The organism is Actinomadura sp. NPDC000600 (assembly GCF_040492135.1).
Classification (GTDB): Bacteria; Actinomycetota; Actinomycetes; order Streptosporangiales; family Streptosporangiaceae; genus Spirillospora.
Map to the genome: position 1 here is coordinate 479137 of NZ_JBEUPD010000002.1, position 20470 is coordinate 499606.

General features: G+C 70.8%; 18 protein-coding genes and 1 tRNA gene. 10 read left to right on the forward strand and 9 right to left on the reverse strand.

Translation table 11 applies throughout. From position 1 onward, the window contains the following. Positions 1–207: 207 nt before the first annotated feature. Positions 208–765, reverse strand: coding sequence for a helix-turn-helix domain-containing protein (locus ABWI07_RS05015; RefSeq protein ID WP_353817755.1), 558 nt, complete (start codon positions 763–765; stop codon positions 208–210). Between the two features lie 114 nt (positions 766–879). On the opposite strand from ABWI07_RS05015, the gene ABWI07_RS05020 reads away from it, so the two are divergent. Further along, positions 880–1110 carry a hypothetical protein gene (locus tag ABWI07_RS05020; protein WP_160161031.1) on the forward strand — a complete coding sequence of 77 codons (231 nt, stop codon included), beginning with the start codon at positions 880–882 and terminating at the stop codon, positions 1108–1110. 845 nt (positions 1111–1955) lie between these two features. On the opposite strand, the gene ABWI07_RS05025 is transcribed toward ABWI07_RS05020, so the two are convergent. Next, a tRNA-Lys gene (locus tag ABWI07_RS05025) sits at positions 1956–2031 on the reverse strand. A gap of 44 nt (positions 2032–2075) precedes the next feature. Beyond that, positions 2076–3380, reverse strand: a complete 1305-nt coding sequence (locus tag ABWI07_RS05030) for a cytochrome P450 (RefSeq protein ID WP_235037087.1) — start codon at positions 3378–3380, stop codon at positions 2076–2078. 6 nt (positions 3381–3386) lie between these two features. Between ABWI07_RS05030 and ABWI07_RS05035 the strand changes: the two genes are divergently transcribed. Both ABWI07_RS05035 and ABWI07_RS05040 read left to right on the forward strand, forming a co-directional pair. Beyond that, positions 3387–3785 carry a PaaI family thioesterase gene (locus ABWI07_RS05035; protein WP_149261695.1) on the forward strand — a complete coding sequence of 133 codons (399 nt, stop codon included), beginning with the start codon at positions 3387–3389 and terminating at the stop codon, positions 3783–3785. A 1-nt stretch (position 3786) separates the two neighbouring features. Then, complete coding sequence (locus tag ABWI07_RS05040) at positions 3787–4476, forward strand: dienelactone hydrolase family protein (RefSeq protein WP_353817756.1); 690 nt, start codon at positions 3787–3789, stop codon at positions 4474–4476. A gap of 60 nt (positions 4477–4536) precedes the next feature. Here ABWI07_RS05040 and ABWI07_RS05045 read toward each other — a convergent pair whose 3' ends face one another. After that, a complete protein-coding gene (locus ABWI07_RS05045; RefSeq protein ID WP_353817757.1) occupies positions 4537–7200 on the reverse strand; it encodes a helix-turn-helix transcriptional regulator in 2664 nt (887 codons plus the stop codon). Positions 7201–7302: 102 nt separating this feature from the next. On the opposite strand from ABWI07_RS05045, the gene ABWI07_RS05050 reads away from it, so the two are divergent. Further along, positions 7303–8373 (forward strand): alkene reductase, encoded by a 1071-nt coding sequence (locus ABWI07_RS05050; RefSeq protein ID WP_353817758.1) that lies wholly within the window; start codon positions 7303–7305, stop codon positions 8371–8373. 114 nt (positions 8374–8487) lie between these two features. Here the strand turns inward: ABWI07_RS05050 and ABWI07_RS05055 are convergent, their stop codons facing one another. Then, positions 8488–9015, reverse strand: coding sequence for a C40 family peptidase (locus tag ABWI07_RS05055; protein ID WP_235037086.1), 528 nt, complete (start codon positions 9013–9015; stop codon positions 8488–8490). Between the two features lie 651 nt (positions 9016–9666). Between ABWI07_RS05055 and ABWI07_RS05060 the strand changes: the two genes are divergently transcribed. Further along, positions 9667–11052, forward strand: a complete 1386-nt coding sequence (locus ABWI07_RS05060) for a glycoside hydrolase family 1 protein (RefSeq protein WP_353817759.1) — start codon at positions 9667–9669, stop codon at positions 11050–11052. A 30-nt stretch (positions 11053–11082) separates the two neighbouring features. Here the strand turns inward: ABWI07_RS05060 and ABWI07_RS05065 are convergent, their stop codons facing one another. After that, on the reverse strand, positions 11083–12102 hold the full coding sequence (locus ABWI07_RS05065; protein ID WP_353817760.1) for a DNA topoisomerase IB: 1020 nt from the start codon (positions 12100–12102) through the stop codon (positions 11083–11085). A 25-nt stretch (positions 12103–12127) separates the two neighbouring features. Beyond that, positions 12128–12976: an SDR family oxidoreductase gene (locus tag ABWI07_RS05070; protein ID WP_149261690.1), complete on the reverse strand. Its 849-nt coding sequence runs from the start codon at positions 12974–12976 to the stop codon at positions 12128–12130. Between the two features lie 161 nt (positions 12977–13137). Between ABWI07_RS05070 and ABWI07_RS05075 the strand changes: the two genes are divergently transcribed. The 3 genes from ABWI07_RS05075 (at position 13138) to ABWI07_RS05085 (ending at position 15956) form a co-directional block, all read left to right on the forward strand. Further along, positions 13138–13911 (forward strand): SDR family oxidoreductase, encoded by a 774-nt coding sequence (locus tag ABWI07_RS05075; protein WP_149261689.1) that lies wholly within the window; start codon positions 13138–13140, stop codon positions 13909–13911. 8 nt (positions 13912–13919) lie between these two features. After that, positions 13920–14684, forward strand: coding sequence for a crotonase/enoyl-CoA hydratase family protein (locus ABWI07_RS05080; RefSeq protein WP_149261688.1), 765 nt, complete (start codon positions 13920–13922; stop codon positions 14682–14684). A 195-nt stretch (positions 14685–14879) separates the two neighbouring features. After that, entirely contained in the window at positions 14880–15956 is a 1077-nt protein-coding gene (locus ABWI07_RS05085) for a hypothetical protein (protein WP_353817761.1), read from the forward strand. Positions 15957–16279: 323 nt separating this feature from the next. Here ABWI07_RS05085 and ABWI07_RS05090 read toward each other — a convergent pair whose 3' ends face one another. Beyond that, the gene (locus ABWI07_RS05090) at positions 16280–17671 is read right to left on the reverse strand and encodes a flavin monoamine oxidase family protein (RefSeq protein ID WP_353817762.1); all 1392 of its coding nucleotides are present in this window, start codon (positions 17669–17671) and stop codon (positions 16280–16282) included. A gap of 285 nt (positions 17672–17956) precedes the next feature. Here ABWI07_RS05090 and ABWI07_RS05095 point away from each other — a divergent pair, with 285 nt between their 5' ends. Continuing rightward, positions 17957–18496: a TetR/AcrR family transcriptional regulator gene (locus ABWI07_RS05095; protein WP_353817763.1), complete on the forward strand. Its 540-nt coding sequence runs from the start codon at positions 17957–17959 to the stop codon at positions 18494–18496. 123 nt (positions 18497–18619) lie between these two features. Here ABWI07_RS05095 and ABWI07_RS05100 read toward each other — a convergent pair whose 3' ends face one another. Continuing rightward, complete coding sequence (locus ABWI07_RS05100) at positions 18620–19321, reverse strand: hypothetical protein (RefSeq protein WP_353817764.1); 702 nt, start codon at positions 19319–19321, stop codon at positions 18620–18622. Positions 19322–19724: 403 nt separating this feature from the next. Here ABWI07_RS05100 and ABWI07_RS05105 point away from each other — a divergent pair, with 403 nt between their 5' ends. Then, complete coding sequence (locus tag ABWI07_RS05105) at positions 19725–20351, forward strand: L,D-transpeptidase family protein (RefSeq protein ID WP_353817765.1); 627 nt, start codon at positions 19725–19727, stop codon at positions 20349–20351. The last annotated feature ends 119 nt before the right edge of the window (positions 20352–20470 follow it).

Genomic DNA, 20470 nt, shown 5'->3' on the forward strand with positions numbered 1-20470 from the left:
TGAGCGTTCCTAGCGGGAGTCCACGGTGTCCGACCATCTGGCCGCCATCTGTAGCACCGTGCCCCCACGCCGCCCACAGCGCCAGCAATGCCGCGGCGGCGCCTGCGCGGGGACGTTCGGAAGGACCGCGCGGCTTAGACCTGGCGGCCTAACAGGCCCCTGTACGTCAAGCCCCAAGGCCTCGTGGGCAGGCCCGTCTGAGACATGTCACCTTGCTCTGTCCTCAAGCAACTTGCGAACTTTGCGTAGCGTGCTGTCGTCCGCTCGGGTCAGGAGAGATACCACCAGGCCGAGCTCGGTGGCCCGACTCTCAGTCGGGCCCTCATAGTCCGCCTGTTCCCAGTCCTCATCCTCGTCCGGAGGGGCACCGAGCGCCCTTCGTCGTGCTTCACGGATCCTGCTGGTGAACTCGATGATGACCGGATCGCCGTGGTCGCCGTCGAGCGGGTCGAAGACCAACAAGTCCTGCCGGTATCCCTGAGGCGAGATCTGCTCGACGGCACCCTTTGCACCGTAGACACGCAGCAGGTTTCGCATCTGCCCAAGGGCAGGCGTGCGCTTGCCTACCTCGATGAGGCGCAAGTACTCAGAGGAGAATCCGAGTTTGGTCGCTGCATCAGCGCGAGACAGGCCAGCCTTCCAGCGCAGACGCTCAAGCAGTTCCCCGAAGCGGCTGTTGTCCGACTCGCCTGGTCCGACGACCATATCCACGAACGGAGACGGGGCGCCGATGGAGGTCTCCGGCTGCCTATCGCCATCATCCACGCCAAGAGGGTATCCCAACAAGTAATCAGTTGGAAGTTGTTGCCTGAGCTGTCCGGGCTTCGGTAGCCTCCAACTACTGGCAACAAGGCCATTCAGTTGTTGGAGGTGATCGACGTGGAGATCGACAACTACGATGAGGGCGCCGCAACGGTCGAGGAGATCGGGCCGTCAGGTGGGATCTACTCGCTGCCGGCTGTCGGGGACGCCGCCGCAAAAGCACGCAAGTTCTACGACGAGATGGCTCCGAGGGAAACCGACTCAGCCGAGGTACGGGTTGCCAAGGAGCTCTTCCGTTGGTCGTCAGTGGTCGCCGGGTCGGCGGCTGTCGCGGTGGTCGTCCTGTAAGGGGGACTGAGGCGGCCCCGGCTTCTGTGGTGGGAAACAAGCCAGGGGAACTCGTGCCGCCCTGGCCCGAGGCTGCGCTGTCATGCTCGGTAGGCCGGTCTGTCGCCGTCCGTGATGGTCAAGGCAACGACAGGCCGCCCACCCTGACCTCATGAGGAGAGCGAGGAGTGCCGGCGGTGTGTACCGGCGATGCGGCTGTGAGGATCCGAGCGGCGGCCGCGCGTTGATGCCCCGTCGGTACACCGCGAGTGCGGAACCATCCCCGCGTGCGCGGGGCCGATTACGCGGTGATGGCGGGCGATTCCTTCGGGTCGGAACCATCCCCGCGTGCGCGGGGCCGATACTTGCTGACCTGCGACGCTAGCAGTGAAGGCGTCGGGTTTCATTCGGTTGGTTTGCGATCACGATCCCGGGCAGAGATGTAATGATCTTGGTGAGCGTGATGGCCGGGTGTCTTGAGAGCCGTTGGTGTGGGGTTGCTGCCTTCGGGTGTATGAGTATCGAGGGGTAGAGGCGCGCTTTCGTCCGCGTCGTGCTCTGATCGCGGCGCCCTCTCTATGACCGCCTGATGGGAAGCGCTCGATGGCGCCGCCAGCGGGATGCGAGCCAGCGGATTCACTCCTGCGGGAGGGTGTTGCTGACTGCTCCTGTGGTCCTGCGGTCGGATCAGTGGGTGGTATGACCGGCTTAGGTGGGTGAAGAGTGCCTGGCTTTCGAGGCCTGACCAGGGTGGGCGCAGGGCCCGGATCGAGCCGCCGAGCCGACCTCGAGCCGACATGGGGACGAAGCGGGGCAAACGCGGCGGCTCACAAGCCGGGCTTTCTCGCGTTTCCCCCGGTCAGGGGTGGTGGGTCGCGTGGGACTCGAACCCACAACCTACGGATTAAAAGTCCGGAGCTCTGCCAATTGAGCTAGCGACCCGTCCCGGCAAGGGTACCGAGATCGGCGGGGGGTTCGCGACGGGGTTAGGGGGCGGGGGCCAGGTGGACGGGGAGGTGCTTCAGGCCGTTCTGGAAGTTGGAGGCCAGGCGGACGGGGGTGCCGGTGAGGGTGACGCGGTGGGGGAGGAGTTCGCGGAAGACGGCGCGCATCTGGGTGCGGGCGAGGTGGGCGCCGAGGCAGAAGTGGGGGCCGAAGCCGAAGCTGACGTGGTCGTTGGGGGTGCGGGCGATGTCGAAGCGGTCGGGGGAGGGGAAGACGGTCTCGTCGCGGTTGGCGGAGGCGTGGTAGACGACGACCTTGTCGCCGGGTTCGATCTTCTGGCCGCCGAGTTCGAGGGGGGCCGTGGCGGTGCGGCGGAAGTCCATGACCGGGGGCCAGTAGCGGAGCATCTCCTCGACGGCGGACGGCAGGAGGGACGGGTCGTCGCGTAGGCGGGCGAGTTCGGCGGGGTGGTCCAGGAGGGTCAGGAGGCCGCCCGGGATGCCGTTGCGGAGGGTCTCGTTCCCGGCGACGGCGAAGAGGAAGAACATGTTCTCGAACTCGTGGGTGGTGAGCCCGCCTTCGAGCATGCGGGACATGATGTCGCCGGACGGGTGGGAGCGCTTCTCGGCGGCGAGGGCGTGGGCGTAGGCGAACATGTCGGCGAGGGCCGTGTAGGAGCGCGGGTTGATGGGGCGGCCGTCGGGGCGGACGGTCTCGGAGGTGCGGTACTTCATCGCCTCGCGGGCCATGGGGGTCATCGAGGCGGCGTCGGCGGTGGAGAGGCCGGCGTAGTCGGGGTCCTGGTAGCCGATGACGCGGGACGCCCAGTCGTAGAGGAGGCGGCGGTCGGAGTCGGGGACGCCCATGATGTGGGCCAGCGTCCAGACGGGGAGGTCCGCGGCGAGTTCGACGAAGTCGGTGTCCTCGCCGAGGGCGGAGGCGACGAGGGTGCGCGCCCGCTCGTTGATCGTGTCCTCCAGCGCGCGGACGGCGCGGGGGGTGAACGCGGCGGCGACGATGCGGCGGAGGCGGGAGTGGTCCGGCGGGTCCTGGTTCAGCATCATCGCGCGGACGAAGGCGAGGTCCTCGGGCGTGTCGGGGTCGCGGATCTGGGTGGCGCCGAGGTTGGAGGAGAACAGCTCCGGGGAGCGCAGGACGTGCTTGACGTCGGCGTGCCGGAAGACCGCCCAGTAGCCGGGGCCGGCGGGCCAGGGGCCGACGGCCGGTTCGCCGATCCAGGCGACCGGCGACCCGGCGCGGAGCTCGGCGAAGGTCGCGTAGGGGACCCCGGCGGCGTAGGTGGCGGGCAGGAAGATCTCCTCGTGCATGCCCTCAGCGTGCATCATGTCGGGGTGACGTTGAAGCCTGAAGAGATCCTCCGTGACAACTTCGCGCCCTGGGTGCTCGATCTGGGCCTCGTGCCCGAGGAGGTGGGGGACGGCAGGGCGGTGCTGCGGCTGCCCTGGTCCGACCGGCTCGCCCGGGAGGGCGGCGCGCTGTCCGGGCAGGCGCTGATGGCCGCGGCCGACACGGCGGTGGTGCTGGCGGTGTCGGGGGCCAAGGGGGCCTTCGTGCCGATGACGACGGTGCAGCTGAGCACGACGTTCCAGCGGCCCGTCATCGGGCGGGACGTGCTCGTCGACGCGGAGCTGTCGAAGCTGGGCCGGACGCTGGCGTTCGCGGAGATCGACATGACGGCCGACGGGAAGACCGTCGCGCATGCCAGCGCGGTTTACGCCATCATCGGCTGACATGACGCGTATTGAGAAGGTTGTCGTTCCGGACGGCGAGTTCGACCTGCGGGTGTGGGGGACGCGCGGTCCCGGGATCCTGCTCCTCCAGGAGATCTTCGGCGTGGGCGACTACATGGAGGCCGTCGCCGAGGACCTGGTCGCGCTGGGGTACGTCGTGGCGGCGCCCGACATGTTCTGGCGGATCGAGCCCAACTGGACGACCGCGCACAACGAGGACGCCCTGCCCAAGGGGATGTCGATGGTCTCCCAGTTCGACTGGGAGAAGGGCGTGGGGGACGCCGTGGCGGCGCTGGCGGTCCTCAAGGGCCTGCCAGAGGTCGGCAAGGCGGGCGTCCTGGGGTTCTGCTTCGGCGGGACGCTCGCGTACCTGGTGGCCGCCAACGCCGAGGTCGATGCGGTGGTTTCGTTTTACGGGTCCGGTGTGCCGGACATGCTGGACCAGCTGGACGCCATCCAGGCGCCCACGCAGTTCCACTTCGGCGGCGACGACGCGTACATCCCCCGTGAGGAGGTCGCCGAGTTGGAGCGTGCCGTCGAGCAGAAGGACCACATGGAGATCCACGTCCAGGAGGACGGCGGGCACGCGTTCCACAACCGCAAGGCTCCGATGTTCTACCAGCCGGAGCCCGCCGCGCGCGCTTGGCGGCTCACAGAGGAGTTCCTCGCCCGGACGCTCCCCGTCAGCTAGCGGGTCGGGCAGTGGGCGGCGTCCAGGGCGTCGCCCACTGCGAGGGCTGGGCCGGAAGGCTCATGCGGGCTCCGGGATCAGGCGGGACAGCTCCTTGCGCGAGGAGATGCCGAGCTTGGGATACGCCTTGTAGAGGTGGTACTCGACCGTGCGGGGGCTGAGGAACAGCTGGGCGGCGATGTCGCGGCTGCTGATCCCCTCCGCCGCGAGACGGACGACCTGCAGTTCCTGCGAGGTGAGGCGGTCGAGGAGGTGCGCGGCCGCCGGCGTCGCGGCCGCCCCGGCCTCGCCGGTGGCCCGCAGTTCGCCGCGCGCGCGGTCGAGCCAGGGGGCGGCGCTGAGCCGTTCGAAGGTCTCGGCGGCGGAGCGGAGCGGGTCGCGGGCCTGCGACCGGCGCCTGCAGCGGCGCAGCCACTCGCCGTAGAGGAGTTCCGTGCGTGCCCGCTCGAACGGGCGCATCGACTCCCGGTGGAGTTCCACGGCCTTCACGTAGGGCTCTTCGGCGTCGTCGAGGAGCGCCTCGCACCGGAGCGCGACGGCCAGGGCCCAGGGCTGCTTGCTCGCCTCGGCCCAGGCTGACAGGTCCTCGTACGCCGTGCGGGCCTGGTCGGGGCATCCCGCGCGGACGGCGGCCTCCACCAGGTCGGCCGCGTAGAGCACGGCGTCCGCGCCGTACCGGTGCGGGCGGGCGGCGGCGTCCAGGTGGCGCAGCGCGTCGTCGTAGCGGCCGAGGCCGAGATGGAGCAGGCCGCGCGCGGCGGTGAGCGGTCCCGCGTCCGGGGCGGGCGCGACGGCGGCCAGCTCGCGCAGCCGGTCCTCGTCGCCCTCGATCGCCGCGATCCTGGCCAGGACGGCGCCGTAGCGTCCCTCCGGGTTCGGCAGGCCGGTGGCGCGGGCGAGCGCGACGGCCTCGGCGGCGCTGGACGCGGCGTCGGCGTGCAGCCCGGCCGCGAGCCGGGCCCGCGCCTGGGTCCGCAGGACGGCGGGGAGCGCGCCGATGAGGCTCTGTCCGCGGCGGTGGGCGACCTCGGCGGCGGTCAGGTCGAGGGCGGCCTCGTCGTCGCCCAGCACGAGCGCGAGCTGCGCCGGCTCGAGGTCGTCGGGGCCAGGTCCGGTCGGAGCGGGCACGGCGGCGCGTGCCTCGGCGACCACCCCGGCGAGCAGCGGCAGGCCGCGCGCGTGGTCGCCGTCCGCCAGCAGGGCGAGGCCGCGCACCGCGTCGTCCTCGGGCAGCAGCTCGGCCGCGCGGCGCAGGGCGGGCGTCTCCCCGGCCGCCCAGGCGTAGGCGGCGCCGGTGCGGAGCATCGCGGGGCGGTCGGCGGGCGCCGCGCGGGACGCGTGCTCGACCAGCATGCGGGCGGCGACGCGCGGTTCGCCGCGCTCGTACTCGACGGCGGCGAGGACGCGGCCGAGCCGCGCGTGCTCGGCGGGGTCGGCGGTGAGCTTCGCGGCCTGGGCGGCGAGGTCGCCGGCCTGGTCGGGCTGCCCGGCCCGCAGCGTCATGGCGGCCGCGGCGCCGAGCCGCGCGGCGCGCGCGGCGGGGGCGGGCGACAGCTCCGCCGACTGCCGGTAGAGGGCGGCCGCGGTCGGGTGGGCGGCGCGATCGCGGGCACGTGCGGCGGCGGCGGCGACATCGGCGGCCACGTCCTCGTCCGGGGCGAGCGCGGCGGCCGCCCGGTGCCGGGCGCGGCAGCCGGGCTCGTCGGAGGCTTCGGCGAGGGCCCGGTGGACGGTGACGCGCCGTGCGGTCGGCGCGCCCTGGTAGACCGCGGCCCGGATCAGCGGGTGGCGAAAGGCGATCATCCGGCCGGTCGCCTCGACCAGCCGGGCGCGCTCGGCCTCGGCGAGGTCGTCGAGTCCGACGCCGAGCGCGTCCGCGGCGGCGAGCATGGCCGGCATGTACCCGCGGCCCTCGGACGCGGCGACCAGCAGCATCAGCCGGGCGCGGTCGGTGAGCCGCCCGATCCGGGCCTGGAAGGACACGACGACCCGGTCGGTGATCGGAAGCGGGCGCGGGCCGTCCGGCGCCCGGTCCGCGGTGGCGGCGAACTCCAGCAGGGCGAGGGGGTTGCCGGCCGATTCCAGGAGGACCCGCTCGCGGGCGGAGGACGGCAGGTCGCGGTCGGCGAGGACGCGTTCGGCGTCGTCCCGCTCCAGCCTGCCCACGGCCAGTTCCGACAGTCCCGTGCCGGTGAACGCCTCGTCCCTGGTGGCGAACAGCATCACCACCCCTTCGGCGGCGAGCCGCCTGGCCGCGAACAGGAGCGCCTCCTGCGTCGCGGTGTCGAGCCATTGGGCGTCGTCGACCAGGCACAGCACCGGGCCGTCCTGGTCGGCGAGGTCGGCGAGGAGCGTCAGCACGCCCAAACCGATGGTGAACCGGTCCTGGACGGCGGCGCCCGACGCGGGGTCCACCTTGCCCAGCGCGACGCCGAGCGCGGACGCCTGCGGAGCGGGCAGCGCGCAGACCTCGTCGCGGACGGGCCAGAGCAACTGGTTGAGGCCGGCGAAGGCGATGCCCGTCTCCGCCTCTATCCCCACGACCCGGAGCAGGCGTCCTCCCGTCCCGTCCTCGGGGAGGAGTCCCGCGGCCTCGTCGAGGAGCGCGGACTTGCCGATGCCCGCCTCGCCGCGCAGCACGAGGACGCCGCTGCGCCGATGGTCGCGCGCGGCGGCGACGAGTGCGGCGATCCGCTCCTGTTCGGTCTTCCGCCCGTAGAGCACATGTCCAAACTACGGGGCCCACTACCGAAACCTTACGGATTCGCCCCGCACCTGCCGGCTCCTAGCGTCATGACCACTGTGGACAGCCGCTAGGAGGACGTGATGGACGAACTGTTCGAGCCGCTGCGGGCCGGGAAGCTGGAACTGCCGAACCGGCTGGTGATGTCGCCGATGACCCGCAGCCGGGCCGCGGCGGGCGGCCTGGTGACCGCGTCGACCGCCGAGTACTACGCGCAGCGGGCCGCCGCCGGGTTGATCGTCACGGAGGGGACGCAGCCGAGCGCCCGGGGGCAGGGGTACGTCGCCACGCCCGGGCTGCACTCGGACGGGCAGGTGGAGGCATGGCGGGCGGTGACGGACGCGGTGCACGCCGAGGGCGGCCGCATCTTCGCCCAGCTCATGCACGCGGGGAGGGTCGGGCACCCCGTCCTGTACCCGGACGGCGGGCTGCCGGTGGCCCCGTCGCCGATCGCCACCGGGGGCAAGATCTTCACCCCGGACGGGATGCTCGACCACCCGGTGCCCCGCGAGATGACCGCGGACGACATCGCGCAGGCCGTCCAGGAGTTCGCGGACGCGGCCCGCAACGCGTCCGAGGCCGGGTTCGACGGGGTGGAGCTGCACGGCGCCAACGGGTACCTGATCAATCAGTTCCTCGCGGACGGCAGCAACCGGCGGACGGACGAGTACGGCGGGACGGCCGAGAACCGCGCCCGGTTCGGGATCGAGGCCGCGCGGGCGGTCGCCGGGGCGGTCGGGCCGGAGCGGGTCGGCTTCCGGGTCTCGCCGGGCACGACCGTCAACGGCGTCCGCGAGAGCGACACGCCGGAGCTGTACTCGGCGCTGGTGGCGGGGCTGGCGCCGCTCGGGCTCGGATACCTCCACGTCATGGAGCTCGACCGGGAGCAGACCCGGCGGATCCGCGCCGAGTGGCCGGGGACGCTGATCGTCAACCCGCGCCCGCTGCCGGGGACGGACGCTGGGACGCCGGAGGCCGGCGTCGAGGTGCTGCGGGAGGGCGTGGCGGACGCCGTGGCGTTCGGGCGGCTGTGGCTGGCGAACCCGGACCTGCCCGCCCGCATCAGGGCCGGCGGCCCATACAACGAGCCCGACCCGGCGACCTTCTTCGGCGGCGACCACCGCGGCTACACCGACTACCCCGTCCTCGGCTGACCGGCCCCGCGGACGGACCCGGCGGGCATCCGGAGGCGGAGAGGCGAACAGCCGGGAGGGAAGGCGAAGGCCCCGCGCCGGGCGGGCGGCGCGGGGCCTGGCGTGCGTCCGGGGTCAGTAACCCGGCCGGACCGCGCCGTGGAAGTTGCGCTTGTAGTAGCCGTTCAGCTTGATCTTCTTGACCCGCTTGCCGGAGCTCGGCGCGTGGATCATGTAGCCGTGCCCGGCGTAGATGCCCATGTGGGTCCGGCCGCCGTAGAAGAACAGCAGGTCGCCCTTGACGGCGCCCTTCCACGAGACCTTCTTGTGGACGGCCTTGTAGATCTGCTGGGTGGTCCGGGGGAGCTTCACCCCGGCCTTGCGCCAGGAGCCTCCGGCGAGCCCGGAGCAGTCCCACGAGCCGGGGCCCGTGCCGCCGTAGCGGTAGGGGTCGCCGATCTGCTTGGCCGCGTACTTCACGGCGTAGGCCGCGCGCTTCTTCTGCTTCGCGATCCGGGCCTGCTTCGCGGTGACCGTGGTGCCGGTGACCGTCGAGGCCGGAGCAGCGGCGAGCGTCGCCCGCTGCGGAGCGGCCGACGCGGGGCCGGCCGCAAGGACGGACGCGCCGAGCGCGGTGGTCGTGGTGAGCACGAGCCCGCCCACGGTGAATCCGGCCTTCAGGGGGTTTCGAGGGGTATGCAGAATGTCTCCAGACCTCGCGGTTGATGCCTACCGGGCAGCCGTCACCCACCGGATTTCTTCGGTGGGTGGGGATGCCGCGACCGATTTCGCAGCGTCATTGGCGGAGGACGCAGGGAAATGGCGGCCGCTTCCGGTTCCGTGCCTCTCGGCTGCACGGATTCGGCGTCCGACGACGGCTTCCGGGCGAGGTCCCTGGGGGGACGACCTGGGGGGTCCGCGTCGGCCTCCCGTGGAGGCCGGCGCGCCGCCGCCGCGCGTCGGGGTGCGTGTTCTGTTGTCCCAGCGGCTCAGGTGCCGCATGAACCGGGCAGGAAGCTAGCCAGCGCCCGGCGCGGGTGGCAAATCACCAGGCCGTTGTCCATGGTGCCGGTGGTCCGTTTGAGACTGCGGTCCAGCGCCCTGCCAGCGGCGATCAATCGAGCCTTTCATGAATTGTGAACCGAGTCACACGCCATTGAGAAATGGGCAATTCCTTTATTGATCTGTGATTTGCGGCACGTTGGGGGAGTGTGCCGGAGTTGCCGGATCTGGCCGTGTCCGGCCATTGACGGGGCCCCGCGCGCCCCCTGTGATGCGAAGGAGATTCATGTCCGCCTCCGGAGGGAGCGCCCCGTGTTCGGCAGGTCCGGCAGAGCACGCCCCGTCCATCTCCTCTCGGCCCTCACCCTCTCGGTCGGCCTCGCGCTGACCGCCGCGTCCCCCGCCACCGCGTCCCCCGCCGCGTCCCCCGCCGCGTCCCCCACCGAGCCCGCCACCGCCAAGTTCCCGCCGGGCTTCCTCTGGGGCGTCGCCACGTCCGGCTTCCAGAGCGAAGGCTCCTTCCCCGACAGCAACTGGACGAGGTACGCCGACCGCAAGGCCCCGGGCGTCACCGACCCGTACGAGAACTCCGTCGACTTCCGGAACCGCTACCCAGGCGACCTGAAGCTCGCCCAGGGCCTCGGCGCGAACGTCTTCCGGACGTCCATCGAGTGGGCCCGCGTCGAACCGCGCCGCGGCCACCGCGACCCCGAGGCGCTCGCCTACTACGACGACCTCGTCCGCCGGATCAAGGCGGACGGCATGCGCCCGATGCTGACGCTCGACCACTGGGTGTACCCCGGCTGGGTGGCCGACCAGGGCGCCTGGGACAACCCCAGGACGCAGGAGGACTGGCTCCGCAACGCCCGCTTCATCGTGGACAGGTACAAGCGCCAGGGCGTCGTCTGGATCACGTTCAACGAGGCGAGCTCCTACATCTACAAGGAGCTCGCGGCCCGCCCGATGGACCTCGGGCAGATGCTGAAGATGCGCGACGCCCTCATCAGGACGCACCGCGCCGCCTACGACATGATCCACGCGGTGGACCCGGGCGCCCCGGTGTCGAGCAACGTCGCCTACGGGTCCCCGGTCAACGGCATCTTCGACGCGGCCCTGTTCAACGACGTCACCGACAAGCTCGACTTCATCGGCATCGACTACTACTACGGCGCCAACCTGCAGAACGGCACCGCGGCCAACGCGCTCATGGGCGAGTTCTGGAAGATCGACCCCGAGCCCGAGGGCCTGTACTACGTGCTCAGGAACTACCAGCGGCGGCTGCCGAACCTGCCCGTCTACGTGGTCGAGAACGGCATGTCGACCGACAACGGCAAGCCGCGCGCGGACGGCTACACGCGCTCCGACCACCTGCGCGACCACGTCTACTGGATCCAGCGCGCGATGGCCGACGGCGTGAAGATGATGGGCTACAACTACTGGAGCCTCACCGACAACTACGAGTGGGGCAGCTACCGGCCGCGGTTCGGCCTCTACACGGTGGACGCGCTGACCGACCCGTCCCTGGCGCGCCGCCCGACCGACGCCGTCCCGACCTACCGGTCGATCATCGCGAACCGGGGCGTCCCCGCCGGATACGTGCCGGTGCGCAAGCCCGGCTGGTGCTCGGTCGAGGACCCCGTCGCCACCTGCCTCGGCACGACGCCCACCCCGCCCGCCGCCTACCGCCTCGCGGAATGACGATCCGGGCGCGGCGAGCCCGGACCCGGGTCAGGAGGCTGCGCGGAGCAGGTCGAGGACGGCCTGCTCCACCGGCCCCTGCGTCGCCGGCTCGCCCTCGGCGACGTCCACGCCTAGCCGTCCGAGGGCGGGCGCGATCGTCGTGCCCTCCTCGTACAGCTCGATGATGCGCGGGTCGATGTAGGACGCCCGCGCGACGGCCGGGGTGTTGCCGAGGTAGGACGCGACCTCCTTGACGACGCGGACGACGGCGCGGTTGCGGGCGGCCTCGCTGTCCCCGGCGCGCACCGACACCGCGAGCCCCACGGCGGCGAGGACGGTGGCGTGCCACGTCCGGAAGTCCTTGGCGGTGAAGTCGCCCTCGGTCACCTCGCGGATGAACTCGTTGATGTCGGACGTGGTGACGTCGTGCCAGCCGGCCGGCGTCCGGTAGGCGAGCAGTTCGGGCGAGTCGTCGCCGCGCCGCCTGAGCCCGCTCACCACCTTGCAGACGTTCTCCTCCGCGACCGCCTGGTACCGGTCCTTCGACCCCTTTGCGGGGTACTCGAACGTCACCTGGCCGCGCCCGCAGCTGACGTGCTCGCGCAGGACGGTCGCGAGCCCGAAGGTGCCGTTCTCGGCCGCGTAGGCCTCCCCGCCGATCCGGAAGAAGCCGAGATCGATGAGGCGGACGGCCGCCGCGAGCACCCGCTCGCGCGTGTAGCCCCGTCCGGCCAGGTACTCGGTGAGCCGGTGGCGGACCTTGGGCAGGCGCTCCGCCAGCTTCAGGACGTGCTCGTGCTTCTCGCGGTCGCGCTGCTCCCGCCACGCGTCGTGGTACAGGTACTGGCGGCGCCCGGCCGCGTCCGTGCCGACGGCCTGGATGTGGCCGTCCGGATCGGGGCAGATCCAGACGTCCTTCCACGCGGGAGGGATGACGAGCGCCTTGATCCGCTCCTTCTCGGCGGGGTCGGGGAGGGGGCGGCCGTCGAGGCCGAGGTACACGAATCCCCTGCCGCACTTCCGGCGCCCGTAACCGGGTTCGTTCAGGTCGCTGCGCTGCAGTTTCACTTGTCGTTCCATCAGTGCCGTTCCGTCAGCCCGGATGGATCTCCCCGCCGGCGGGCACCAGGGTCTGCCCGGTGTAGTAGGACGACTGGCGGTTCGAGGCGAAGAACACGTAGGACGGCGCGATCTCGTCGGGGTCGGCGGCGCGTCCCATCGGGGCCTGCTGCCCGAAGCCCTCGACCTTCTCCTCGTCGAAGGTGGCGGGGATGAGCGGCGTCCAGACCGGGCCGGGGGCGACGCAGTTGACCCGGATCTCGCGGTCCATGAGGTTCTGGGCGAGGCAGGTGGTCAGCGCCATCGCCGCCGCCTTGCTGGCGGAGTAGTCGATGAGCGACTTGTTGCCGCGCAGCCCGTTGATGGACCCGGTGATGATGATGTTCGACCCGGGCCCCATGTGGTCGAGGGCCTCCTGGACCGTCCAGAACAGCGAGAACACGTTCACCTCGAACGTCCGCCGCAGCTGCGCGTCGTCGATCTCGCGGACGTCCTTCACCGGCGTCTGGGTGCCGTGGTGCAGGACGAGCACGTCGAGGCCGCCGAGGTCGCGGACGGTGTGCGTGACGATCTCGCGCGCGTGCCGCTCCTCGGCCAGGTCGCCGCCGAGGGTGACGCAGCGCCGCCCGGCCGCCTCGACGAGGCCCGCGGTGTGCCGGGCGTCGTCGTCCTCTTCCAGGTAGGTGATCGCGACGTCCGCGCCCTCCTTGGCGAACGCGACGGCCGTCGCGCGGCCGATGCCGGAGTCGCCGCCGGTGATCAGCGCGCGGCGCCCGGCCAGCAGGCCGCTGCCGGTGTGGTCGCGCATCTCGTCGCGGGGCTCGGGCGTCATGTCCTTCGTCCGCCCGGGGTAGGACTGGCTCTGTGCAGGACGCTCGCTCATGGGGGTCGGGTGCCCCTGTCGGGGAAGAGCAAACGTTCTCTATTGTGACTCCCGAGTAACATCGCGGCTCCGCAATCCGCAGGGGTGTGAGCAGAGCGCGCGACGACGTCTGGATAGCATCACCCCGAACCACATTCGGTCCCTCACGTAAGGTGTCGCTTATGGACCTGAACGGAGTTTCCGCCGTCGTATCCGGTGGCGCGAGCGGCCTCGGTGAGGCCACCGTCCGCGCGCTGGCCGCCGAAGGCGCCAAGGTCGTCATCGCCGACCTGAACGAGGACAAGGGCAAGGCGCTCGCCGACGAGGTCGGCGGCGTCTTCGTCAAGACGGACGTGTCGAGCGAGGAGCAGGCGCAGGCCGCGGTGCAGGCCGCCGTCGACACCGGCGCCCCGCTGCGCGTCATCGTCAACAGCGCCGGCATCGGCTGGGCCTCGCGGACGGTGAACCGCGACGGCAGCCCGCACGACCTGGCCTCCTACGAGACCGTCATCCGGGTCAACCTGATCGGCACCTTCAACCTCATGCGGCTCGGCGCCGCGGCCATCTCCAAGACCGAGCCCGCCGACGAGGACGGCCTGCGCGGCGTGGTGATCAACACCGCGTCCATCGCCGGCATCGAGGGCCAGACCGGGCAGATCGCCTACTCCGCCTCCAAGGGCGGCATCATCGGCATGACGCTGCCCGCCGCGCGCGACCTCGCCGCGATCGGCGTCCGGGTCAACACCATCTGCCCGGGCATCATCGACACCCCGATCTACGGCGAGGGCGAGGCCGCGGACGCGTTCAAGGCCAAGCTCGCCGCGCCCGTCCCGTTCCCGAAGCGGATGGGCAAGGCGTCGGAGTTCGCCCACCTCGTCAAGTCCCTGATCGAGAACGACTACATGAACGGCGAGACGATCCGCTTCGACGGCGGTATCCGCTTCCAGCCGAAGTGAGGCACTGAATGACCGACGCTGTCCTTACTGAAGAAGACGGCGCAGTCCTCGTCATCACCATCAACCGCCCAGAGGCCCGCAACGCGGTCAACGGCGAGGTGGCGAAGGGGATCGCGGCGGCCGTCGACGAGCTCGACTCCCGCAAGGACCTGTCCATCGGCATCCTCACCGGCGCGGGCGGGACGTTCTGCGCCGGCATGGACCTCAAGGGCTTCCTGACGGGCGACAACCCGACCGTCGAGGGGCGCGGGTTCGCCGGCATCACCGAGCGCCCGGCGGCCAAGCCGCTGATCGCCGCCATCGAGGGCTACGCCCTGGCCGGCGGCTGCGAGGTGGCGCTGTCCTGCGACATGATCGTCGCGGCCCGGGACGCCCAGTTCGGGCTGCCCGAGCCGAAGCGCGGTCTGGTCGCCGCGGGCGGCGGGCTGCTGCGGCTGCCGCAGCGCATCCCGTTCCACATCGCCATGGAGATCGCCCTCACCGGCGACAAGTACCCGGCGGAGCGGATGGCCGAGCTCGGGTTCGTCAACCGGCTCGCCGAGCCGGGCGGCGCGCTCGCCGCGGCCAAGGAGCTGGCCCTGAAGGTCGCCGAGAACGCCCCGCTGGCGCTCGCGGCCACCAAGAAGGTCATCGTCGAGTCCGCCGACTGGACGTCCGCCGAGGCGTGGAAGAAGCAGCAGGACATCACCCTGCCGGTCTTCATGTCCAAGGACGCCCAGGAGGGCCCGGCGGCCTTCGCCGAGAAGCGCAAGCCGAACTGGAAGGGCGAGTAGCCCTCCGGCCGGAGTAGCGCTCCGGCATCGCGTCGCCACGCAGAGCGCCCGGAACTTCACAGTTCCGGGCGTTTTGCGGTTTCCGTGGCGTCCTGATCCGGTCGCCCAGTAAGTTCCACTTACTCAACAGTAAGTAATGCCGTACTCTTTTGCGCACGCTTGCTGTGATCTTGGGAGCTGTGGATCTTGCGACAGATGAGACGGAACGCGGTGCCGGCGACGATCGCCGCCCTCGCCTGCGCCGCCGGGACGGTCGCGGTGGCCGCCCCCGCGCAGGCCGCCGGCTGGAAGAACATCGGCAGTACGGCGCTCGCCTACAACGGCAGCCTCGACCGCGTCGACTTCGGCGCCAAGAACGCCGGATGGGCCGTCGGCGCCGCCGGCTCCTTCTTCGGCCCGGAGGCCAAGCTCGTCAAGTGGAACGGCTCGGCGTGGGTCGCCGACAAGAGCCCGGTCGGCTTCACCCCGACCGACGTCGCCGTCTCCAGCGCCACCAAGGCGTGGGTCATCGGCTACAACATGAGCGGCACCCTCGGCCTCTACTGGAACGGCACCAAGTGGAGCCAGGTCGCCTACCCGATGGTGGGCTTCCCGACCGCCGTCTCCGCCGCCCCTGACGGCACCGCCTACTCCGTCGCGGGCGTCGACGCCGCGTCCGGCGGCCCGAGCGCGATCCTGCGCTGGACGGGCACCGCGTGGGTCGACCCCAAGGTCCCGCTGCCGGCCTCCACGTCCATCACCGCCGTGGACGTCCGGGCCAAGAACGACGTGTGGCTCGCGGGCACGACGTCCGCCACCGGCACCTCCGTGACCGGCCTGGTGATGCACTTCGACGGCACGTCCTGGAAGAAGATCGACGTCCCCGGCTCCCTGGGCGTCCCCGGCTACCAGGGCACCCTGCACCGCATCGTCGCCAACTCGGCGACGAACGTGTACGTCCTGCGCGTCCGGCAGAACGCCCAGATCACCAACGCGATCCAGCGCTACAACGGCAAGACCTGGACGACGGTGAACACGCCGCTGAACGCCGCGGGCATCGGCCTGTCCTCCGACGGCGCGTCCGGCGTCGTCATGCTCCCGATCACCACCGGGACCAAGACCCAGTACATGCACTACAACGGCACCGCGTGGACGACCCTCAACGGCCCCTCCCGCACCGGCACCGTCCAGGCGTCCGACATCGACGCCCGCCCTGGCACCACCGGCATCATCAGCACCGGCACGGCCTCCACGCCGGACAAGAAGACCCCGTTCATCGAGTACTTCTCGTAGCCTCCGCCGGCCGCTGTTCCGTCCGGGCGAGCAACCCTGACGGAACAGCGCCCGCCCGGCGGCCCGTCGCGTCCTTTTCCGCGAGCATGAAGAACCCGGCGGCCTGAAGTTCGTTCTGCGCGGTCTGGCGGTGGCCGACCACCTTCGGGACGCGGACCTTCACCGGCACCGCTCACACAGCTAGTTCTTTGTCGCCATCCGGCCACAGGGAAGCCTGCTCGGCGGGCGATCCGGTAGCCCGTCGGCGTGTGCGGCCTGGGGTGGCCTTGCTTGTGTCGCCCTCGTTGAAGACGGCGACACCTCGTCCCGCCAGGGGAGCCGGTTCAGCCGGTGATCTCCTCGGCCGCGCGGATGCCCGACAGGTAGGCGCCGTGGACGGTGGCGATGGACTTGCGGCTGGTCGCCTCACCGGCGAAGTGCACGCGGTCGCCGACGGGGGCCGCGAGATGGTCGCGCATGGCGGGCATGGAGCCGAACCTGTTGAAGGAGTACGAGCCCCGCGCGTAGGGGTCGGAGGCCCAGCGGGTGATCTGGTGGCCCGTCGGCGCGGGGATGCCCGCACCGAAGATGGTCCTCAGGGTCCGCATGGCGCTGTCGACGATCTGGGCGTCGCTCCAGCCTTCGATCGTGCGGCCGAAGGCGGCGGCGTTGAAGCCGAGCAGCACGGGCTGGCCGGTGGCGCGCGTGATGTTGATCCACTGCTCCCACTGGCCGTACCTGTCCAGGTCCGGGATGTAGGTCAGCCAGTCGGTGTCGGACCAGAACACCTTGGGGAAGCGCAGGTAGCACTTGTCGAGAACGCCCATGCCGAGCTTGCCGATGGCGGTGAGCTTGGCCGCGGGCAGTCCGGGGACGAACCTGACCGTGCCGCCCTGCAGGACGCCCAGCGGCAGCGTGACCACGACGTGCTGGGCCTGGTAGGTGGCTTTGCCGGTGGTCACCGTCACGCCGGTGGAATTCCAGTCGACCTGCTTGACGACCTGTCCGGTGTGGACGGACAGTCCCTTGGCGAGGTGGTCGGTGACGGCGCCGTAGCCGCCGGGGAACAGCACGTCCCTGCCGTTGATCTTGGCGTCGTCGTTGAAGTAGAGGGCCGACAACTGGTCGACGCCGCCTGAGTACTCGTGTTCGTAGTCGTTCAGCGCGAAGGAGATCAGGCTCTTGTCGCGGTAGGAGAGGTCGGTCCAGTCCAGTTCGTTCTGGACGACCCTGCGGACCGTGGCGTCCCGCGTGGCCTCGTCCTGGTAGGTGGAGAGCGCGTCGGCGGTGTCCTCCCGCCAGCGCTCGAGTGCTTCGGCCTGGGCGCCCTCGACCTTCCGTCCGTCGGCGAGGTAGTCGCTGGAGCTGCCGGGATCGGTCACCACCGTCCGTGCACCGGCCTTCCTCGCCAGGTCGGTGATCGGGTTGCCGTCGATGCCGTGGATCCATGACGCGCCGAGGTCGAGCGGCACACCGGGCCATTGCCGGCTGGTCCAGACGCGTCCGCCGATCCGGTTCCGCGCTTCGAGCACCGTCACCTCCCGGCCGCGGTCAGCAAGGTGGCGGGCCGCGGCCAGGCCGCTGATCCCGGCGCCGATGACGATCGTCTCCGTGCGCCGAGACGGGTGCACGGCCCTTTCAGCGCCGCCGTCGCAGGCGGGCAGGGAGGCGAGGAGGGCGGCGCCGGGCAGTCCCAGGCCCGCGCTCCGGAGGAAGCGTCGGCGGTGCATCGTCATGGCCGTTGACCGATCTGTGTTCCGGCAGGAGAAGGCGGCGAACGCTCCTTCGCGCTCGCCGAACCGTGTGGGCGAGGAACCGTGCGGGCATCGGGGGCCCGTCCGGTCGGGGCCACCCCGTGCATGCGGCGGGCACCGGCCCCGCCGGCTCGCGGGACAGGCGCACGCCATCGGGACGCCGACCAGCGACAATCCGCCTCTTTCATTACAATTGAGGCTGATACAGCAGAGCATACATTGATACATCGATGTGTCAATTGAGGCATGGGAGGGTTTGGCGCGACGATGCGTACCGACGCGGCGGAAGTACTGGAGGCGGCCATCCCGATCCTCGCCAAGGACCGTGCGGCCTCGATGCAGACCCTCGCCGCGCGCGCCGGCATCAGCCGGGCGACCCTGGTCCGCCTCTTTCCCACCCGGCAGCACCTGGTGCGGGCGATGGCCGAGAAGATCCTTGACGACTGCGATGGGGCCCTGGCCCGGGCCGAGGCCGGTGACGCCCCCGTGCGGCAGGTCCTGGCCGCGCTCGTGGCCGACTACCTGCCGTTCGCCCGCCTGTGGAACCTGGTCTACGTCGAACCCGACGTCCTGGGCGTGCCCGAGGCCAGCGAGCGCGCCGAGGAGGTCTTCACCCGGACCGTCAGGCTCATCACGCGCGCCCAGGACGCCGGGCTCCTGCGCAAGGACATGCCAGCCACCTGGCTGACCTCGACCTTCTGCGGTCTGGCCGAGACCGCTTGGGAGTTGACGCTCGAAGGGCACATGGGCCCCCGCCAAGCGCCGGACTTCATCACCTCGATCCTGCTGCACGGTGCGTCCGCCTGACCGTCCCCTCCCGTCTCGGCGGCCTGAGCGAGGTGACCTTGGTGGGGGTGAAGGCCGCCGGAAGGGACATCGGAGCCCGGTGAGTCATCACAACGCCCCCCGGGGCTTGAGGAGAGCCCTCGCTCACGGAGACGGGCACTGAGGTAGTCGGTACATGGTGGCTGTGCGCGTCCTCTGTCCTTGGACGATGTTGAACTGGGCACATTCGGCCGCTTCGACTTCGCCGGCGGGGGTGAGGGAGATGTAGTCGGCGACGATGATGGTCTCGGTCCCGTTCCGCTTGAAGGACCAGAGCGAGCTCAGGTCCCCGCTGACCATCGGCCGGACCTGTGGCTCGGTGAGGTGGCCGGCGGCCGCCGCGGTGTGGAGTTCGGCGCGGGTGGCTTCAGCGGTCTCGCGGATCTGCTCGATGGCCCGGGGACGGGTGCTGGGAGGGCGCGGGCACCGGTCGAGTCTGGACGTTTCGATACGCGGTGGTCGCCGAGTGGGAGCGCGGTCGACGGTGAAGCGGTAGCAGAAGTCGTCGACGCCCTTGCCGAACATGCCGCCGTAGCCGATCTGCAGGACGACGATCTCATCGCGAGTTCCAGTGGTCGTGAAGCGCACCAGCTGGGAGTGAGATGCGGTGGCGGCGTGCAACGCCGCATGCTGATCGATGCCGCCGCGGCGGGCCGCCGCGGCCAGAGCAGTGGTGACCTGGTCTTTGACCCTGCCCTCGGCGTCGCGTTGGGGTTCGTCCAACCACCAGGGCAGCCCGAACCACAGCAGGAACGGGACGCCGGCGACCGCGACCAGGCCGAGGAAGCAGCCGAGTCGGGCGAGCATTCGCCAGCCCCGGTCTGGTTCCGGATGGTCGGCACGTGGGCCCTGAGTCACGATCGAGACTCTCCTAGCGTCGCGGAATGCGCCGAACGAGGATGCACTGAGGCGATCTTTGATGGGGCGGCTTTCGACAGCCTGAACGCCCTCTTCGGCGGCGTCCAGGGGATGTCCCGTGCCGGACAGTTCGCCGCTCGACGCGAATGCTCGGGTGAGATGACCTTGGTCGGGGTAGAGAACGACGTGTGCTCGACTGGGCACGTTCCGTTCGGATCAGGAAGCAGAGGTGCCGCGAATGGGTTCGGGTGCTGGGCAGGTCACGGTTCTGTCCGCTGCCTCGGTCCTCTCTGTCGCCGCGGTGCTCGCGGCGGGGTTTCCTGCTCCGCAGGCGTCCGCTCAGGAGAGGGCGGTGGAGCCCTGCCAGGCGCTCGGCCAAGGGAAGGCGCGCTACGGGGCGGGTGCGGCCCGGCATGTGGTCTTCGCCGTGGCGGCCGGGTATGGGACGACCGAGGTGACCGTCACCGAATGCGTCCGGAAGGGGCGCTCGTGGAAGACGCTTCTGAGCGCTCCCGGGCACATTGGGCGGAACGGTTACGCCGAACCGGGGGCCAAGCTGGAGGGCGACGGCAAGTCGCCGACCGGCTCGTACAGCCTCACCGAGGCGTTCGGTGAAGGGGACCCGGGTACCCGCCTTCCCTACCGCAGGCTGCGGGAGAGCGGCGACTGCTGGGGGTCGACGATCGGGGACCGGCGGTACAACCGCTACTACCGGGGCGCCTGCCTGCCCGCCGACGAGGACCTATCGAAGATCATGCGGAACGGGCCCTACCGGCAGGCCGTGGTGATCAACTACAACCGGCCTCCGGACTCGCGGATCGTCCAGGGGAACGGTTCGGCGATCTTCATGCACATCGGCACGGGGCAGACCGCGGGCTGCATCTCGATGGAGCGGCCCGTCCTGGAGTCCGTCATGCGGACCCTGCGGCCGCATGACCGGATCATGATGGGGACGAGCCGGGCCCTGTTCCGCGACTGACAGAGATGATGTAGGTGAGCGCCTCCCGGCGGGGGTCTGACCCAGCGACTGACTGACCTTGGGTCCTGAACGGGATCTGTCGGCCCTGGCCGGGAGGCGCTCATGTGCACTCACTGGAC

Coding starts and splice junctions, on each gene's coding strand:
- ABWI07_RS05090 (WP_353817762.1), bottom strand. CDS start 17,671: ATGACGATGCACCGCCGACGCTTCCTCCGGAGCGCGGGCCTGGGACTG.
- ABWI07_RS05050 (WP_353817758.1), top strand. CDS start 7,303: ATGGACGAACTGTTCGAGCCGCTGCGGGCCGGGAAGCTGGAACTGCCG.
- ABWI07_RS05030 (WP_235037087.1), bottom strand. CDS start 3,380: ATGATGCACGCTGAGGGCATGCACGAGGAGATCTTCCTGCCCGCCACC.
- ABWI07_RS05100 (WP_353817764.1), bottom strand. CDS start 19,321: ATGCTCGCCCGACTCGGCTGCTTCCTCGGCCTGGTCGCGGTCGCCGGC.
- ABWI07_RS05095 (WP_353817763.1), top strand. CDS start 17,957: ATGCGTACCGACGCGGCGGAAGTACTGGAGGCGGCCATCCCGATCCTC.
- ABWI07_RS05085 (WP_353817761.1), top strand. CDS start 14,880: ATGAGACGGAACGCGGTGCCGGCGACGATCGCCGCCCTCGCCTGCGCC.
- ABWI07_RS05075 (WP_149261689.1), top strand. CDS start 13,138: ATGGACCTGAACGGAGTTTCCGCCGTCGTATCCGGTGGCGCGAGCGGC.
- ABWI07_RS05080 (WP_149261688.1), top strand. CDS start 13,920: ATGACCGACGCTGTCCTTACTGAAGAAGACGGCGCAGTCCTCGTCATC.
- ABWI07_RS05070 (WP_149261690.1), bottom strand. CDS start 12,976: ATGAGCGAGCGTCCTGCACAGAGCCAGTCCTACCCCGGGCGGACGAAG.
- ABWI07_RS05040 (WP_353817756.1), top strand. CDS start 3,787: ATGACGCGTATTGAGAAGGTTGTCGTTCCGGACGGCGAGTTCGACCTG.